The organism is Streptococcus wuxiensis, assembly GCF_040888245.1.
Lineage (GTDB): Bacteria > Bacillota > Bacilli > Lactobacillales > Streptococcaceae > Streptococcus > Streptococcus wuxiensis.
The window spans coordinates 103,991-120,389 of sequence record NZ_JBFNFE010000006.1 but is presented as its reverse complement, the minus strand read 5'-3'; the positions used below and the strand labels follow the sequence as shown (position 1 = coordinate 120,389).

The following is a 16,399-nucleotide window of genomic DNA, read 5'->3' as shown; positions in this document are numbered from 1 at the left end:
TCGGTGGTTCGAGTCCACTCGTGCCCATTAATAGGAGAATTACTCAAGAGGCTGAAGAGGACGGTTTGCTAAATCGTTAGGTCGGGTAACTGGCGCAAGGGTTCGAATCCCTTATTCTCCGTAATTAAAGAGCTTTATAGCTCTTTTTTTATTGCCTTAGTCTTATATTATTCTTTTTATAACTCTTAAACATTTGATATAATGTAAGTGAAATCACTACAATAATTAGATAATGATAAAGGAGTTTGTTATGGAAGAAAAGGGTATTTTAGGAGTCTTGCTAGTTCTATTCATGAGTCTTTTTATGTTTGGCTGTAGTAATCATAGCTCTGAAAATTCTAATCAGGGACTTAGTTTATCAACAACTGTTAGTCAATCAAATATTAATGAACAAACTTCCGTAGAATCTAAGAAAAATTTTAAAGAATTCTACAAGCCAGTTTTTGATAATTATCAAAAAATACTTTCTACACCGAAGGATGTAAATGCAATCTCTGATCTCTATAAGAGTTTACAAGGCACTGAACGCCCTATCAATAGTTGGTCTCTTGAAAATGCGGTTTTTCAATCAGATAAGATGAGTTATGCTTATGCGGATCTTAATCAAGATGGTGTAGAGGAATTATTAATAGGCGTTGAGCAATCTAATGGTGATTATTTTATTTCGGGTCTTTATTATCTTGTAAATGAGAAACCGATACTTTTAGCAGAAGGTTTTGTAGCCGGCCATGGTGGTGCTAGAAATTCTATGAATATCTATAAGGGTGGTGATATCCTGGAATTAAGTTGGTCCTCTGGTACAGGAGAAGGTAGAGGAGTACTCTATCATCTGAATTTAAACCAGCAAGTTGCAAGTAAACTACAAGAACAGGATATTCGAGTTCCTGGGAATAAAAGTTTGCACTCTGACTTTGGTAAGACAGAAGCCGAATTAATGAACTTCAAGCAACTAGATTGGCAGAAATTTGAAAGCTCTACTAGCAGCAAGACTATTTCGAGTGAAGAACAAATAGCTCCTTGGAATGCTAGCAAGTCTGCTAAATTAGAAGCCTTCATAAAAGGGTGGGGAGAAAGACTAGGACAACCCAATTACCAAAAGGGAATCTCAGGAGGAGATGTGGGGGCTGACCACCTCTATACACTTAGGGATGATGGACCAAGTGAGAAAATGAATGCTGAGTATACGGAGACAGGTCTAGGAAATGCCCAGTACCGAATTGTAGAGCGTTATAGTAATTGGGATAAATACCCAGATGTTCATAGTTACTTCTTTGCGATAACTAACACAGGAGAAACGATTGTTTTTCATTCACCAACGACAAATGGTGGAATCATGTACTTAAAACCGACAGAAAATACAGAAATCCAAGCGGAGTTTAAACGTTTGGTGGAAGAAGAATAATCAATCATAATGGAGAGTTTGGCCTTAGCCAAACTCTTTTTCTTATATATGATTTCAAATCAAAATCGTTGACAGATGTAATATCTAGTATTACAATGTTATAATAATGATTAAACTCTTATAAAAAGTGAGATAAGGATCTTAGCTTTTAAGGAGATGGTGAGGAAGAATATGATTGAATATAAAAATGTGGTCCTGCGTTACACGGATAAGGACATTTTAAAAGATGTCAATCTCCGTATTGAAGATGGAGAATTTATGGTCTTGGTAGGTCCTTCAGGATCTGGAAAAACCACCATGCTCAAGATGATCAATCGTCTTTTGGAGCCGACTGATGGCAATATCTACATGGATGGAAAACGGATCAAGGACTATGATGAACGAGAATTACGTCTTTCTACTGGTTATGTTTTGCAGGCCATTGCTCTCTTTCCAAATTTAACGGTGGCGGAAAATATAGCATTGATTCCTGAGATGAAGGGCTGGAGCAAGGAACAAATAGCCTCTAAAACAGAAGAACTCTTGGATAAGGTCGGTCTCCCTGCTGTAGATTATGCTCATCGTTTACCGAGCGAGTTATCGGGTGGGGAGCAACAACGGATTGGGATTGTGCGGGCCATCATTGCAGAACCAAAAATCTTACTGATGGATGAGCCTTTCTCTGCTCTCGATGCAATTTCTCGCAAGCAGTTGCAGGCTCTGACTAAAAAATTGCACAAAGAGTTTGGTATGACCACTATCTTCGTTACTCATGATACAGACGAAGCCTTGAAATTAGGCGATAGAATTGCAGTATTGAAGGATGGGGAAATTCGCCAGGTCGCTGACCCTGAAACAATTTTACAAGCACCTGCGACAGACTTTGTAGCAAACTTGTTTGGAGGTGGCCTTCATGTCTAATTTCATTTCAACCTTTCAGGAGCGATTTAGTGAATGGGTAACAGCTCTGGGACAACACTTACAATTATCTCTTTTGACCTTATTGGTCGCTATTTTTCTGACCATCCCACTTGCGGTTTATCTAAATAGTCACAAAAAAGCAGCGACCTGGGTGCTACAAGTTGCGGGTATCTTCCAGACCATTCCTTCAATGGCTTTGTTGGGGCTCTTTATTCCTTTGATGGGGATTGGAACCTTACCAGCACTCACAGCCCTTGTCATTTACGCTATTTTCCCGATTTTAGAAAATACAATCACAGCCCTGAATGGCATTGATCCTAGTCTTGAGGAGGCAGGAATTGCTTTTGGAATGACCAAGTGGGAGCGACTCAAGAAGTTTGAAATTCCACTTGCTATGCCTGTCATTGTATCGGGGGTTCGAACAGCGACCGTTATGATTATTGGGACAGCGACTCTAGCAGCTCTTGTGGGAGCTGGTGGATTGGGCTCCTTTATCCTTTTGGGAATTGACCGTCGGAATGCTAGTCTCATTTTAATCGGAGCAATCTCATCAGCCATCTTGGCCATTCTCTTTAATGTCATTCTCAAATGGTTGGAAAAGGCAAAGTTGCGTACGATTGTTTCGACCTTTGCTGTCATGGTCCTTGGTTTGGGAGTTAGTTATGTTCCAAGCATCATTCCACATAATGAGAAAGAAAATCTGGTTATAGCTGGGAAGTTAGGACCTGAACCTGAGATTCTCATGAATATGTATAAACTTCTCATCGAAGAAAATACGGATATGACGGTGACGGTTAAACCCAATTTTGGGAAGACAGACTTTCTTTACCAAGCGCTGAAAAAAGGGGACATTGATATCTATCCAGAATTTTCTGGAACAGTGACAGAGAGTCTCCTCCAATCATCTCCAAAAATTGGGCATGACCCGGAAAAGGTTTACGAGGTGGCTCGTGACGGCATTGCCAAACAGGATCAACTAGCCTTCCTTAAACCCATGGCTTATCAAAATACTTATGCTATAGCAGTTCCTAAAAAAATTGCGCAAGAATATGGGCTTAAGACGATTTCAGACTTGAAAAAAGTGGAAGGACAACTCAAGGCAGGATTCACTCTGGAGTTTAATGACCGTGAGGATGGAAACAAGGGCTTGCAGTCTGTTTATGGATTGAATCTCAATGTGGCAACCATGGAGCCAGCTCTTCGCTACCAAGCTATCCAATCAGGAGATATTCAAATTACAGATGCTTACTCAACAGATGCTGAAATTGCTCGCTATGATTTAGTGGTTTTGGAGGATGATAAACAACTCTTCCCTCCATACCAGGGCGCTCCACTCATGAAAGCTAAATTACTCGAAAAACATCCTGAGTTGGAAGCAGTCCTCAATAAATTAGCTGGTAAAATCACTGAGAGCCAGATGAGTCAGATGAACTATCAGGTTGGTGTGGAAGGCCAATCAGCTGAAGAAGTGGCGCATGAGTTTCTCCTTCAAGAAGGAATACTTCAAAAATAAATATAGAAATTACTTTATACTAACAAAAAAACCATCTTGCTTAAGACAAGATAGGTTTTTTGTATTAGATTAAAAGTAGTATAAGTGTTAACAAGACAGCTAATGAAATCCTTATGATGTGATGAGACTTTTTAAAGTTGCCTTTCTGTTTGTCATTCCAATAGGCTCCGTAGCAGATGAGGACAACTCCGATTATCCAAATTAATAGAGAAATGACAGGTATAAAACTCTCAAACATAATAGGCATATAGAAATGAAGGAAAAGAGAAAGCATCGTGAAGATACTACCAATGAGGATACATTTGATTCCTTTGTTAAAATTTTTTTGTGCAATAGCCAAACCTGCCACTATCAGGTGGTAAAGGGAGAAGGGGAGAGTTAGTATAAGAATGATGAGTGCAAGAAAGATAAAGGTGTACATAGGATTCTTCCTTTCATTTAGTATTTGAATCTATAGTTTTTTAGAGTTCATTTCCATGACGTCTAAGTAAAATCTCACTACTTGGTCTTCCTTATAAGATTTCCCTTTTTTGAGCCACCAGGTTAGTGTTTCGATAAAGTTAGTTACAACAAAGTGCTTGAGGTAGGAAGCAGGAATATTAGGATAGGCAACTTGTAAGTCCTCTGCTACCATGGGGTAAACATGATGTTCTAGCTCTTTCTGTAATTGACGGAGGAAGTAGTCATTTTTTGAGAAAAGGAGGCTGGTGACGTGGTCCTGGTTTTTCTTAAAATGTGAAAAGATATGGGACAAATAAGCTTCTGTAGATATATTTTTCTCGCGTTCAAAAAGATGATGAAAGAGATAACGGCAGAGCTCGTCTAGGAGTATTTCTTTACTTTCATAATGGCTATAAAAGGTGGAACGACCGACATCTGCTAGGTCTATTATCTCCTGAACGGTAATCGTTTCAAAGCTTTTTTGATTTAGTAATTGTAAAAAAGCAGTATAGATAGCTTTTCGTGTCTTGGTAATGCGACGATCTTGACTAGTCATATGGACATTTTGAACAAACTGTTCAGTATCTTACAAAGTAAACAGTTTGCTCCTATCCTTTCTGTAATGAATGTTAGATAATGATAATGAACAAGATGTTCATGAATCTATTATAACAAAGGAATGTTGATTATGAAGACAAAACATACAGTTTGGTTAGCTTTTTTCTTAAATTTGAGTTATGCCATTATTGAGTTTATCGCAGGAGGGATTTTTGGTTCTAGTGCAGTTCTTGCGGACTCGATTCATGACTTGGGAGATGCAATCGCTATTGGGGTATCAGCCTTTCTAGAAACAATCTCTAATCGTGAAGATGATAGTCATTACACCTTGGGTTACAAGCGCTTTAGCCTCTTGGGGGCCATGGTAACGGCTGTGATTCTTATGACAGGGTCTGTTCTCGTTATTTTGGAAAATATAACGAAACTCTTTAATCCACAACCTGTCAATGATGAGGGAATCCTCTGGTTAGGAATCATTGCTGTTAGCATTAATGTGCTGGCAAGTCTAGTAGTTCGTAAAGGAAAAACCAAGAATGAGTCTATTATGAGTCTTCATTTTCTGGAAGATACTCTGGGTTGGGTAGCTGTCATCCTAATGGCTATTGTTCTGCGATTTACTGATTGGTATATTCTGGATCCGCTCTTATCTCTTGTCATTTCGATCTTTATTCTGTCAAAAGCTATTCCACGTTTTTGGTCTACACTCAAGATTTTCCTCGATGCTGTGCCAGAAGGTGTAGATATCAAGCAAGTCAAGAGCGATTTGGAGCAATTGGACCATGTAGCTAGTATCAATCAGCTTAATCTATGGACTATGGATGGTTTGGAGAAAAATGCTATTGTCCATGTTTGTCTAAAAGAAATTGAACAGATGGAGCTTTGCAAGGAATCGATTCGAAGAAAACTCAAAGATTGTGGTTTTCAAAATATCACCATTGAGATTGATGCAGACCTAGAAACTCACCAAGCCCATAAGCGAAAGGTCGAAGAGTTGGAAGTAGATAAAAGTCATGAACATCATCATCATTAATGAGACGTAGTATAAATGAGCGAAAGTTTGCTAAAAAGTGTATACTAAAGGTAGTTAGATACAGAGAGGAAATTTTATGAAATCAGCAGTCTATAAAAAAGCAGGTCAGGTTGGTATTGAAGAGGTTAAACGTCCAAGTATTCAAGAGGCGGATGATGTGATTATCCGCGTAGTTCGTGCTTGCGTATGTGGTTCAGACCTATGGAGTTACCGCAATCCAGATATTAAAGCGGGACATAAAAATAGTGGACACGAAGCGATTGGAATCGTTGAAGAAACTGGAGAAGCCATTACAACGGTCAAACCAGGTGACTTTGTCATCGCGCCTTTCACTCATGGTTGTGGAGAGTGTGATGCCTGTCGTGCTGGTTATGATGGGACTTGTGACCGCCATATTGGCACCAACTGGTCAGGTGGTGTCCAGGCTGAGTATATCCGTTTCCATTTTGCCAATTGGGCACTTGTAAAAATCCCTGGACAACCGTCCGATTATACAGAAGGGATGCTTAAATCCCTCTTGACTCTGGCTGATGTCATGCCGACTGGCTATCATGCAGCGCGTGTGGCTAATGTGCAAAAAGGCGACAAGGTTGTCGTTATTGGGGATGGGGCTGTTGGCCAATGTGCTGTCATTGCGGCTAAGATGCGTGGAGCTTCACAAATTATCCTTATGAGTCGTCACGAAGATCGACAACAAATGGCCTTGGAGTCAGGAGCGACAGCTGTTGTGGCCGAACGTGGTGAAGAAGGCATTGCCAAGGTGCGTGAAATCCTTGGAGGAGGGGCAGATGCAGCACTTGAGTGTGTTGGTACTGAGGCGGCTGTTGAACAGGCTCTGGGTGTCCTTCATAATGGCGGTCGTATGGGAATTGTTGGTGTGCCTCACTATAATAACCGTGCCCTTGGTTCGACCTTTGCTCAGAATATTTCTGTTGCGGGTGGAGCGGCTTCTGCAACAACATACGATAAGCAATTCTTGCTCAAAGCTGTTCTTGATGGTGATATCAATCCAGGTCGTGTCTTTACCACAAGTTATAAATTGGAAGATATCGACCAAGCTTATAAGGCTATGGATGAACGCAAGACTATTAAGTCTATGATTGTGATGGATTAAAAAAAAAGAAAAACCTAATAGGATTTGAGAATCTCTATTAGGGTTTTTTATGTTCAACTGGTGTGCTTAATGCAAGGTGCTTTCTCTTAACGTCAGTTTGGTTCCAAGCATAGTGAGACTTGGAATTTTACGCCCATGAAGGACTTCTCTGTTCAAAATATCCATCCCTGTACGTCCCATTTCTTCGGTGTATACTGAGATACTGGAAAGGGGTGGGAACACTTGCTTGGTTAGAATGGTATCATTAAAGGAAATAATGCTGACGCGCTCTGGTATGCTGATGCTGGCTTCTTGAAGGGCGCGAAGAGCACCTATTGCCAAACTATCACTAGCTGCAAAAAAGGCTTGTGGAAGTTTATCTCCTAATTTTTCGATAGCCTCTTTCATCAAGTCGTATCCAGATTGGGCAGTAAATAGACCTTGGAAAATGAATTTCTCGTTATAAATTCCTTTTTCTTGTGTATAGGATTTAAAGTAACCTAAGCGTTTGTCTGCGATGACTTCTTCTTGGTCAGTAGTCGTTTCAAGACCGGATAAGATACCAATCTTCTTAATCCCGTGGTCTGTAAAGTAATCCACTACCTGTCTAACAGCATTATTAAAATCTGTAATGACACAGGTGTGTCCCAAGGCTATGGTGTCACTATCTAGAAAAACTAGAGGTTTTTGATATTCTTCAAATGATGCAATCTGTGCTTGGCTAAATTTTCCAATACAAAGAATTCCAATAACTTCTTCGCTAAGCGTAAAAGGTTGATCATTGAAATAGCGTAAGATTTCGTAATCTAATTCTTGTGCCCTATTTTCGATTCCTAGTCGAATCTGGTAGTAGTAGAGGTCTTCCAACTCACCTTGTTCGCTGACCCACTGGATAATGGCAATCTTTTGTTTCAGTTTGTGACTTTCGCCTGTTTTGAGATGTTTGGTATAACCTAGTTCTTCGGCGACAGTTAAAATACGATGTCGGGTTTCTTCTGTGACAGATAGACTCTGATCGCGATTGAGGACACGGGATACAGTTGCGATTGAAACAGAGGCTAACTGAGCAATATCTTTGAGTGTAGCCATAATTCCCCTCCTTTTTAGGTTATTATATCATATTTTTCTATCTTTTTACTCATAGTTTAGTAAAATATCGGTAAAAATGTTGACCAAAGCAAAACCCTTGGGTACAATAGAAGAAAACGATTACAAGGTAAACTTTTTTACCTAAAAAATTGTCAAAGGAGAATTCATATGACACAACATCTTACTGCTGATGCACTTCGCAAGGACTTTCTTGCTGTTTTTGGTCAAGAAGCAGATCAAACCTTCTTCTCACCAGGCCGTATCAACTTGATTGGGGAGCATACTGACTATAATGGTGGCCATGTTTTCCCAGCTGCTATTTCACTAGGAACTTATGGAGCAGCACGCAAGCGTGATGACCAAGTTTTGCGTTTCTACTCCGCAAACTTTGAGGACAAAGGCATTATCGAAGTACCTCTAGCTGACCTTAAGTTTGAGAAAGAGCACAACTGGACCAACTATCCAAAAGGTGTCCTTCATTTCTTGCAAGAAGCTGGTCATGTGATTGATAAAGGGTTTGATTTTTATGTCTATGGAAATATCCCAAATGGTGCTGGTTTGTCTTCTTCTGCATCCTTAGAGCTTTTGACTGGTGTCGTGGCAGAATACCTCTTTGACCTAAAATTGGACCGTTTAGATTTAGTAAAAATCGGAAAATTGACAGAGAATAACTTTATCGGTGTTAACTCTGGTATTATGGACCAATTTGCTATCGGTATGGGGGCAGACCAACGTGCTATTTACCTAGATACCAATACTTTAGAGTACGACTTGGTTCCGCTTGATTTGAAGGACAATGTCGTTGTCATCATGAATACTAACAAACGCCGTGAACTTGCGGATTCTAAGTACAATGAACGTCGTGCTGAATGTGAAAAAGCAGTAGAAGAACTCCAAGTGGCCTTAAATATTCAAACCTTGGGTGAATTGGATGAATGGGCTTTTGATGAATATAGCTACCTCATCAAAGACGAAAATCGCTTGAAACGTGCTCGTCATGCCGTTCTTGAAAACCAACGTACGCTTAAAGCGCAAGCCGCTCTTCAAGCAGGCGATTTGGACAAGTTTGGTCGTTTGATGAATGCCTCTCACGTTTCTCTTGAGCATGATTATGAAGTGACTGGCTTGGAATTAGATACGCTTGTTCATACGGCTTGGGCTCAAGAAGGTGTTCTTGGTGCTCGTATGACAGGAGCAGGTTTTGGTGGTTGTGCGATCGCCTTGGTTCAAAAAGATGCTGTTGAGTCCTTCAAGGAAGCTGTTGGCAAGCACTATGAAGAAATCGTTGGCTACGCTCCAAGCTTCTATATCGCTGAAGTGGCAGGTGGAACTCGCATTCTTGATTAGTCAGAAGGGGGTTGTCTAGTGACCTTAGTAGAAAGATTTGTGACCAAAGTCATTGCAGAAAGTAGCTTTGAAGAGTTAGATCGGATTTATCTGACCAATCGTGTTTTAGCACTGGTGGGAGATGGAGTTCTTGAAGTTGAGATTGACCAAGATGATTTGATTGAACTAAAAGATCAGCTTGTCGAGGAAGCCGTTCGATTGGAAACAATTGAAGATAGTCAGACTGCGCGTGAGATTCTCGGTGCTGACCTCATGGACTTGGTAACGCCTTGTCCAAGTCAGGTTAATCGTGATTTTTGGGATACCTATGCTCAGTCACCAGAGCAGGCAATTGCGGATTTCTACCAACTCAGTCAGAAGAATGATTACATCAAACTGAAGGCTATCGCAAAGAATATTGCTTATCGTGTACCATCTGACTACGGTGAACTAGAGATTACCATCAATCTCTCTAAGCCTGAAAAGGATCCAAAAGAGATAGCGGCAGCTAAGTTGGTCAAGTCGAGCAACTATCCTCAATGTCAGCTCTGTATGGAAAATGAAGGATACCATGGTCGTGTCAATCATCCAGCTAGAAGCAATCACCGGATTATTCGTTTTGATATTTCTGGGCAGGAGTGGGGCTTCCAGTATTCGCCTTACGCTTACTTTAATGAGCACTGTATTTTCCTAGACAGCAAACATCGTCCTATGGCTATTAGTCGCCAAAGTTTTGAACGTTTGTTAGCGATTGTGGAGCAGTTTCCAGGCTACTTTGCTGGTTCGAATGCAGACTTACCAATCGTGGGTGGTTCCATCCTGACCCATGATCATTATCAAGGTGGTTGTCATGTTTTCCCAATGGAAGTGGCTCCTATTCAGAAAAACTTTACCTTTGAAGGTTTTGAAACTGTCAAAGCAGGAATTGTCCATTGGCCTATGTCTGTGATTCGACTAACTTCAGATTCTAAAGAGGATTTGACAGAACTAGCGGATAAAATCTTGCTGGCTTGGCGTCAATACTCAGATCCAAGTGTACAGGTCTTGGCAGAAAGTAATGGAACACCGCATCACACTATCACACCGATTGCGCGTAAAAGAGATGGGCAGTTTGAGTTGGATTTGGTCTTGCGGGATAATCAAACATCTCCAGAGCATCCAGATGGTATCTATCATCCCCACAAGGATGTCCAACATATCAAGAAGGAAAATATCGGCTTGATAGAGGTTATGGGATTGGCTATCTTGCCACCACGCTTGAAGGAAGAAGTGGAGCAGGTGGCAGCTTATCTAGTCGGAGAGGATGTTTCAGTAGCAGATTATCACCAAGAATGGGCGGATGAGTTGAAAGAATCCCATCCTGGATTGACTGACAAAGTACAAGCTCTTGAAATCGTCCAAGAATCTGTTGGAAAAATCTTTGCTCGAGTTTTGGAAGATGCAGGAGTTTACAAGCAAACAGAAGAAGGACAAGCTGCCTTTATGCGCTTTGTGGAGCAGGTTGGTATTTTACCTGAATAAGTGCTTCTCTCTTGCGTAGAGTCTTGAAAAGTAGTATCATAGTGTCGTTTGAAATATCAGGAGGAACGTATGAAAGATTTTCACTTTGACGCTATATCTGCCTTTGAAAATTACGAAATTGAAAAAATGAGAGACGGTCACGTGGTGGTGACAACAAAAGTAGTGGACTCCTCACTCAACTACTATGGGAATGCCCATGGAGGTTATCTATTTACACTTTGTGATCAAATCAGTGGACTTGTAGTGATTTCGCTTGGATTAGACGGGGTGACACTCCAGTCTTCCATCAACTATCTGAAAGCAGGAAATCTAGGGGATGTTCTCACTATCAAAGGAGAATGTGTCCATCAAGGACGCACCACTTGTGTCGTCGATGTTGACATCATCAACCAAGATGGCCGAAATGTCTGCAAGGCAACCTTCACCATGTTTGTCACAGGACAACGGTCTGAAGATAGACAGGTGAGGATATAGGAAACAAAAAAAAGAGGCAAACGCCTCTTTTTTTATTACTTTTCCACTCTAATGATTTATTATTCTATTCACTAAATCTTAAAAAATAGCCATCTGGATCTAAAACTGCAAATTCATGAGGGTAGATATATTGTTCACCAACTCGAAATTCTCTTTTAGTCAAAGGACGATAGATGGGATAGTTGGCTTCCAGCAGTTTTTGGTGGAGCTGAGGGACATCCTTGATACCAAAGGAAATATTGACACCACGCCCGAAAGGATAAGTCAGTTGGGATAATTCTTCTGCGTTGCCTTCTTCTAGCATAAGTTGGCAGTCTTCAAGCGAAAGGAAGAGAAATTTTTCCTCTGGACGCTCGTATTCGACAGAGAATCCCAATAAGTCGCAGTAGAAGTGGCGTGACTTTTCGAGGTCAGATACTACAAATTCAGGGATGACAGCTTGATAGTCCATTCGTTTTCTCCTTAGAAATCAATCTCCATGACAATCGGTGTATGGTCTTGGCGTGCGCCTGAGTCAATCATGTCTGACTTGGTAACCTTGTCTGCTACACGGTTACTTGTGAGCCAGTAGTCGATTCTCCAGCCTGTATTGTTGATTTTTGAAGTCTTGCTGCGTTGTGCCCACCAAGTATAGCGTTCTGGCACATCGCCATGGATATGGCGGAAGGTATCTGTAAATCCCTTGGCTAAAAGGTTTGTAAATCCTTCACGTTCTTCGTCTGTAAATCCTGGTGAACGGCGGTTGCTGGCCGGGTTAGCAAGGTCAATTTCCTTGTGGGCAACATTGTAGTCTCCGGTTGCTAGGACAGGTTTTTGTTTGTCTAGTTGAGCCAAGTACTCTGCATATTTGACATCCCAGACTTGACGTTCTTCCAAGCGTTTGAGGCCATCACCAGCGTTTGGTGTGTAAACTTGAGTCACGAAAAATGTATCAAATTCTAGGGTAATGATGCGGCCTTCAGAGTCCATGGTAGAAGGTGCACCAATTTCCGGGAAACTGATAGTTGGAGTCAGTTCTTTCTTATAGAGGAACATGGTTCCAGCATAGCCTTTACGAGCAGGTTCTTGAGAGGAACGCCAAGTATTTTCATATCCAGGGAAGAGTTCTTCTAACACCTCAAGATGTTTTTTAGTAGGCCCTGTAGCTGAAAGCTTGGTTTCTTGGATGGCAATGATATCAGCGTCTTCGGCTACCAATGTTTGGAGGACGTCTTGTGATAATTTCGCACGCGCAGAATCACTCGTGAGTGCAGCGTTTAGGGAATCAATATTCCATGAGATCAGTTTCATAATGTTTACCTTTTCATTCAGATTATAGACAATATTATACCAGAAAAAGAAGGAATTCCCCAGCGTATAGTTTGAAAAATCAAGGTCATTCCTATATAATAAAGAATGATTTATGTAAAGGATTGAAAATAAATGAAATGTTACTCCTTTGAGTATCTTTATCGCTGAATATGACAAAGTTTAAGTTAGTGTCATCACCGATGAATAGGAAAAACCTGAGGCAGTCGCCTCAGGTTTCCATTTGTCATTAGAAAGGAATTTTATGTCCATCATCCAAAAACTCTGGTGGTTTTTTAAATTAGAAAAACGCCGTTACCTAGTTGGAATCGTAGCTTTGGTTTTGGTTTCTGTACTAAACCTCATCCCACCTATGGTCATGGGGCGCGTGATTGATGCCATTACTTCGGGACGATTAACACAAGATGAGCTCCTGCTTCATCTCTTTTATCTCCTGCTGGCAGCTTTCGGGATGTACTACCTGCGTTATGTTTGGCGCATGTATATCCTAGGGACCTCCTACCGACTTGGACAAATCATGCGTTCAAGACTATTTGAGCACTTTACAAAGATGTCGCCTGCTTTTTATCAGAATTATCGGACTGGGGATTTGATGGCTCACGCAACCAATGATATCAATGCTCTGACTCGTTTAGCAGGTGGTGGTGTCATGTCTGCGGTGGATGCCTCTATCACGGCCTTGGTGACTCTGCTGACTATGCTTTTTAGCATTTCTTGGCAGATGACCTTGGTTGCCATTCTACCTTTGCCGTTTATGGCCTATGCGACTAGTCGTCTGGGGAGAAAGACCCATAAGGCTTTCGGAGAATCACAAGCAGCCTTTTCTGAACTTAATAATAAGGTTCAGGAGTCTGTATCAGGTATTAAGGTAACCAAGTCCTTTGGCTATCAGTCTGATGAATTGGCATCTTTCCAGGAAGTCAATAATTTGACCTTCCAAAAGAATCTGCAAACCATGAAATATGATAGTCTCTTTGACCCCATGGTTCTACTCTTTGTTGGTTCTTCCTATGCCTTAACTCTCTTAGTCGGTGCTTTTATGGTGCAAGCAGGACAAGTAACCGTTGGGAATCTTGTCACCTTTATCTCTTACTTAGATATGTTGGTCTGGCCCTTGATGGCGATTGGTTTCCTCTTTAATATTACTCAAAGAGGGAAGGTTTCTTATCAACGAATTGAGAGTCTTTTGTCCCAAGAGTCACCTGTCAAAGACCCAGAATATCCACTTGACGGGATTGAAAATGGGCGCTTGGAATATGCTATTGATAGTTTTGCCTTTGAAGACGAAGAGACGCTGAGAGATATACATTTTAGTCTCGAAAAAGGACAAACCTTGGGCTTGGTTGGGCAAACTGGTTCAGGGAAAACTGCTTTGATTAAATTGCTCCTACGTGAGTATGATGTTGACCAAGGAGCTATTTATCTAAATGGTCATGACATTCGTGACTATCGACTAGCTGACTTGCGTAGTTTGATGGGATACGTTCCACAGGACCAATTTCTCTTTGCTAGTTCAATCTTAGAGAATATTTGTTTTGGAAATCCCGACCTACCTTTTTCTGCAGTAGAAGAAGCGACTCAGTTGGCTCAAGTCTATCAAGACATTCAAGCCATGCCTGAGGGGTTTGATACAGTTATCGGGGAAAAAGGTGTCAGTCTATCTGGTGGGCAAAAGCAACGTCTGGCTATGAGTCGGGCTATGATTTTAAATCCTGATATCTTGATTTTAGATGATTCCTTGTCAGCTGTGGATGCTAAGACAGAGTTCGCGATCATCGATAATCTCAAGGAAACTCGCAAAGATAAAACGACTATCATCACTGCCCATCGTCTCAGTGCAGTTGTTCATGCTGATTTGATCTTGGTTATGCAAAATGGACAGATTATCGAACGTGGGACTCATGAGGACTTACTAGCCTTGGATGGTTGGTATGCCCAAACCTACCAGTCTCAACAGTTAGAAATGAAAGGAGAAGAAGATGCGGAATAAACAAGAACAATGGGCTGTATTAAAGCGTTTGTTGTCTTATCTTAAGCCTTATGGGCTCCTCACCTTTTTAGCCTTAGCTTTTCTCCTTGCGACGACTGTTGTTAAGAGTATTATCCCCCTGGTAGCTTCGCACTTTATCGACCAGTATCTAAACAACCTTAATCAGCTTGCTGTTACAGTTTTGCTAGTTTACTATGGTCTCTACATTCTTCAAACTATTGTCCAATATGTGGGGAATCTCCTTTTTGCGCGCGTGTCCTACAGCATCGTTAGAGATATCCGACGTGATGCCTTTGACAATATGGAGAAGCTAGGCATGTCTTACTTTGATAAAACGCCTGCAGGCTCTATTGTCTCTCGTTTGACAAATGACACCGAGACTATCAGTGATATGTTCTCAGGGATCTTATCTAGCTTTATCTCGGCAGTCTTTATATTCGTGACGACCCTTTATACCATGTTAGTTCTGGACTATCGTCTGACTGCTTTAGTCTTGCTCTTTCTGCCTTTGATTTTCCTTTTGGTCAATCTCTACCGTAAAAAATCTGTCAAGGTCATTGAAAAAACCAGAAGTCTACTGTCAGATATTAACAGTAAGCTGGCCGAAAATATCGAAGGAATTCGTATTATTCAAGCCTTTAACCAAGAAAAACGCCTGCAAGATGAGTTTGATGAGATAAACCAGGAACACCTAGTCTACGCTAATCGTTCAGTAGCCTTGGATTCTCTCTTTTTACGTCCAGCTATGAGTTTGTTGAAGCTGTTGGGATATGCAGTTTTGATGGCTTACTTTGGCTATCGCGGTCTTTATCTAGGAATAACGGCAGGAACTATGTATGCCTTTATCCAGTACATCAACCGTCTCTTTGATCCTCTCATCGAGGTAACGCAAAACTTTTCTACTCTTCAGACCTCCATGGTGTCAGCAGGACGTGTTTTTGCGCTGATTGATGAGTCAAACTATGAACCGGTCCAAGAAAATGGCCAATCCAAGATTCAAGAAGGAAATATTCGCTTTGAGCATGTGTCCTTCTCTTATGATGGGCAACACCAAATTCTAGATGATATTTCCTTTACCGTCAATAAAGGAGAAACCATTGCTTTTGTCGGTCATACGGGATCGGGAAAATCTTCTATCATCAATGTTCTCATGCGCTTTTATGAATTCCAGTCAGGTCGGGTTCTACTAGATGGTGTGGATATTCGAAAGTATAGTCAAGAGGAGCTGAGAAAAAACATCGGTTTGGTTCTACAGGATCCCTTCCTCTATCATGGGACCATTAAGTCCAATATCGCTATGTACCAAGATATCAGCGATGACCAAGTCAAGGCTGCAGCAGAATTTGTCGATGCAGATTCCTTCATTCAGGATCTTCCTTTAGGTTATGATGCCCCTGTATCTGAGCGTGGTTCGAGTTTTTCAACTGGTCAACGTCAGCTTCTTGCCTTTGCTAGAACTGTTGCCAGTCAACCTAAAATTCTGATTTTGGATGAAGCGACAGCCAATATCGACTCTGAAACAGAAGCTCTGGTCCAAAATTCCCTAGCTAAGATGAGACAAGGTCGGACAACCATTGCCATAGCCCATCGCCTTTCTACCATTCAAGATGCTAATTGTATCTATGTTCTTGATAAGGGACGTATCATCGAAAGTGGAACCCACGAGGAACTCCTAGCATTGGGTGGAACCTATCACAAGATGTATAGTTTGCAGGCAGGTGCTCTTTCCTAGGGAAGAATTCCTTTAAAACATA

At 41.2% G+C, this 16,399-nt stretch carries 14 protein-coding genes and 1 tRNA gene; 11 read left to right on the top strand and 4 right to left on the bottom strand.

Features of this window, described 5'->3' with window-relative positions; genetic code table 11:
- The first annotated feature begins 33 nt into the window (after positions 1–33).
- The 4 genes from AB2B47_RS07680 to AB2B47_RS07665 all read left to right on the top strand — a co-directional run bounded on the left by AB2B47_RS07680 (position 34) and on the right by AB2B47_RS07665 (position 3,815).
- Positions 34–121 (top strand) — tRNA-Ser (locus tag AB2B47_RS07680).
- A 129-nt stretch (positions 122–250) separates the two neighbouring features.
- A complete protein-coding gene (locus tag AB2B47_RS07675; RefSeq protein ID WP_320694014.1) occupies positions 251–1,402 on the top strand; it encodes a DUF4767 domain-containing protein in 1,152 nt (383 codons plus the stop codon).
- A gap of 171 nt (positions 1,403–1,573) precedes the next feature.
- Entirely contained in the window at positions 1,574–2,302 is a 729-nt protein-coding gene (locus tag AB2B47_RS07670) for an ABC transporter ATP-binding protein (protein WP_006152702.1), read from the top strand.
- Positions 2,295–3,815, top strand: coding sequence for an ABC transporter permease/substrate-binding protein (locus AB2B47_RS07665; protein WP_006152776.1), 1,521 nt, complete (start codon positions 2,295–2,297; stop codon positions 3,813–3,815). Before AB2B47_RS07670 ends, AB2B47_RS07665 begins: the two co-directional genes overlap by 8 nt.
- A gap of 451 nt (positions 3,816–4,266) precedes the next feature.
- On the opposite strand, the gene AB2B47_RS07660 is transcribed toward AB2B47_RS07665, so the two are convergent.
- Positions 4,267–4,812, bottom strand: a complete 546-nt coding sequence (locus AB2B47_RS07660; RefSeq protein WP_006152768.1) for a TetR/AcrR family transcriptional regulator — start codon at positions 4,810–4,812, stop codon at positions 4,267–4,269.
- 132 nt (positions 4,813–4,944) lie between these two features.
- Here AB2B47_RS07660 and AB2B47_RS07655 point away from each other — a divergent pair, with 132 nt between their 5' ends.
- Both AB2B47_RS07655 and AB2B47_RS07650 read left to right on the top strand, forming a co-directional pair.
- Positions 4,945–5,844: a cation diffusion facilitator family transporter gene (locus tag AB2B47_RS07655; RefSeq protein ID WP_006152725.1), complete on the top strand. Its 900-nt coding sequence runs from the start codon at positions 4,945–4,947 to the stop codon at positions 5,842–5,844.
- Positions 5,845–5,920: 76 nt separating this feature from the next.
- On the top strand, positions 5,921–6,958 hold the full coding sequence (locus AB2B47_RS07650) for a zinc-binding dehydrogenase (protein ID WP_320694013.1): 1,038 nt from the start codon (positions 5,921–5,923) through the stop codon (positions 6,956–6,958).
- A gap of 66 nt (positions 6,959–7,024) precedes the next feature.
- On the opposite strand, the gene AB2B47_RS07645 is transcribed toward AB2B47_RS07650, so the two are convergent.
- Positions 7,025–8,026: a LacI family DNA-binding transcriptional regulator gene (locus tag AB2B47_RS07645; RefSeq protein ID WP_006152752.1), complete on the bottom strand. Its 1,002-nt coding sequence runs from the start codon at positions 8,024–8,026 to the stop codon at positions 7,025–7,027.
- 168 nt (positions 8,027–8,194) lie between these two features.
- Between AB2B47_RS07645 and AB2B47_RS07640 the strand changes: the two genes are divergently transcribed.
- The 3 genes from AB2B47_RS07640 to AB2B47_RS07630 all read left to right on the top strand — a co-directional run bounded on the left by AB2B47_RS07640 (position 8,195) and on the right by AB2B47_RS07630 (position 11,347).
- On the top strand, positions 8,195–9,373 hold the full coding sequence (locus tag AB2B47_RS07640; RefSeq protein ID WP_320694012.1) for a galactokinase: 1,179 nt from the start codon (positions 8,195–8,197) through the stop codon (positions 9,371–9,373).
- Between the two features lie 18 nt (positions 9,374–9,391).
- Complete coding sequence (locus AB2B47_RS07635; protein WP_320694011.1) at positions 9,392–10,873, top strand: UDP-glucose--hexose-1-phosphate uridylyltransferase; 1,482 nt, start codon at positions 9,392–9,394, stop codon at positions 10,871–10,873.
- A 69-nt stretch (positions 10,874–10,942) separates the two neighbouring features.
- Entirely contained in the window at positions 10,943–11,347 is a 405-nt protein-coding gene (locus AB2B47_RS07630; protein ID WP_006152721.1) for a PaaI family thioesterase, read from the top strand.
- A 64-nt stretch (positions 11,348–11,411) separates the two neighbouring features.
- Here AB2B47_RS07630 and AB2B47_RS07625 read toward each other — a convergent pair whose 3' ends face one another.
- Positions 11,412–11,798, bottom strand: a complete 387-nt coding sequence (locus AB2B47_RS07625; RefSeq protein ID WP_320694010.1) for a bleomycin resistance protein — start codon at positions 11,796–11,798, stop codon at positions 11,412–11,414.
- Positions 11,799–11,809: 11 nt separating this feature from the next.
- Entirely contained in the window at positions 11,810–12,637 is an 828-nt protein-coding gene (locus tag AB2B47_RS07620) for an exodeoxyribonuclease III (RefSeq protein ID WP_320694009.1), read from the bottom strand.
- Positions 12,638–12,899: 262 nt separating this feature from the next.
- On the opposite strand from AB2B47_RS07620, the gene AB2B47_RS07615 reads away from it, so the two are divergent.
- Together AB2B47_RS07615 and AB2B47_RS07610 are read left to right on the top strand one after the other, a co-directional pair.
- On the top strand, positions 12,900–14,645 hold the full coding sequence (locus AB2B47_RS07615; RefSeq protein ID WP_320694008.1) for an ABC transporter ATP-binding protein: 1,746 nt from the start codon (positions 12,900–12,902) through the stop codon (positions 14,643–14,645).
- The gene (locus AB2B47_RS07610) at positions 14,635–16,377 is read left to right on the top strand and encodes an ABC transporter ATP-binding protein (protein ID WP_320694007.1); all 1,743 of its coding nucleotides are present in this window, start codon (positions 14,635–14,637) and stop codon (positions 16,375–16,377) included. Before AB2B47_RS07615 ends, AB2B47_RS07610 begins: the two co-directional genes overlap by 11 nt.
- Positions 16,378–16,399 lie beyond the last annotated feature (22 nt).

Coding starts and splice junctions, on each gene's coding strand:
- AB2B47_RS07655 (WP_006152725.1), top strand. CDS start 4,945: ATGAAGACAAAACATACAGTTTGGTTAGCTTTTTTCTTAAATTTGAGT.
- AB2B47_RS07625 (WP_320694010.1), bottom strand. CDS start 11,798: ATGGACTATCAAGCTGTCATCCCTGAATTTGTAGTATCTGACCTCGAA.
- AB2B47_RS07630 (WP_006152721.1), top strand. CDS start 10,943: ATGAAAGATTTTCACTTTGACGCTATATCTGCCTTTGAAAATTACGAA.
- AB2B47_RS07610 (WP_320694007.1), top strand. CDS start 14,635: ATGCGGAATAAACAAGAACAATGGGCTGTATTAAAGCGTTTGTTGTCT.
- AB2B47_RS07640 (WP_320694012.1), top strand. CDS start 8,195: ATGACACAACATCTTACTGCTGATGCACTTCGCAAGGACTTTCTTGCT.
- AB2B47_RS07675 (WP_320694014.1), top strand. CDS start 251: ATGGAAGAAAAGGGTATTTTAGGAGTCTTGCTAGTTCTATTCATGAGT.
- AB2B47_RS07645 (WP_006152752.1), bottom strand. CDS start 8,026: ATGGCTACACTCAAAGATATTGCTCAGTTAGCCTCTGTTTCAATCGCA.
- AB2B47_RS07665 (WP_006152776.1), top strand. CDS start 2,295: ATGTCTAATTTCATTTCAACCTTTCAGGAGCGATTTAGTGAATGGGTA.
- AB2B47_RS07615 (WP_320694008.1), top strand. CDS start 12,900: ATGTCCATCATCCAAAAACTCTGGTGGTTTTTTAAATTAGAAAAACGC.
- AB2B47_RS07670 (WP_006152702.1), top strand. CDS start 1,574: ATGATTGAATATAAAAATGTGGTCCTGCGTTACACGGATAAGGACATT.
- AB2B47_RS07620 (WP_320694009.1), bottom strand. CDS start 12,637: ATGAAACTGATCTCATGGAATATTGATTCCCTAAACGCTGCACTCACG.
- AB2B47_RS07660 (WP_006152768.1), bottom strand. CDS start 4,812: ATGACTAGTCAAGATCGTCGCATTACCAAGACACGAAAAGCTATCTAT.
- AB2B47_RS07650 (WP_320694013.1), top strand. CDS start 5,921: ATGAAATCAGCAGTCTATAAAAAAGCAGGTCAGGTTGGTATTGAAGAG.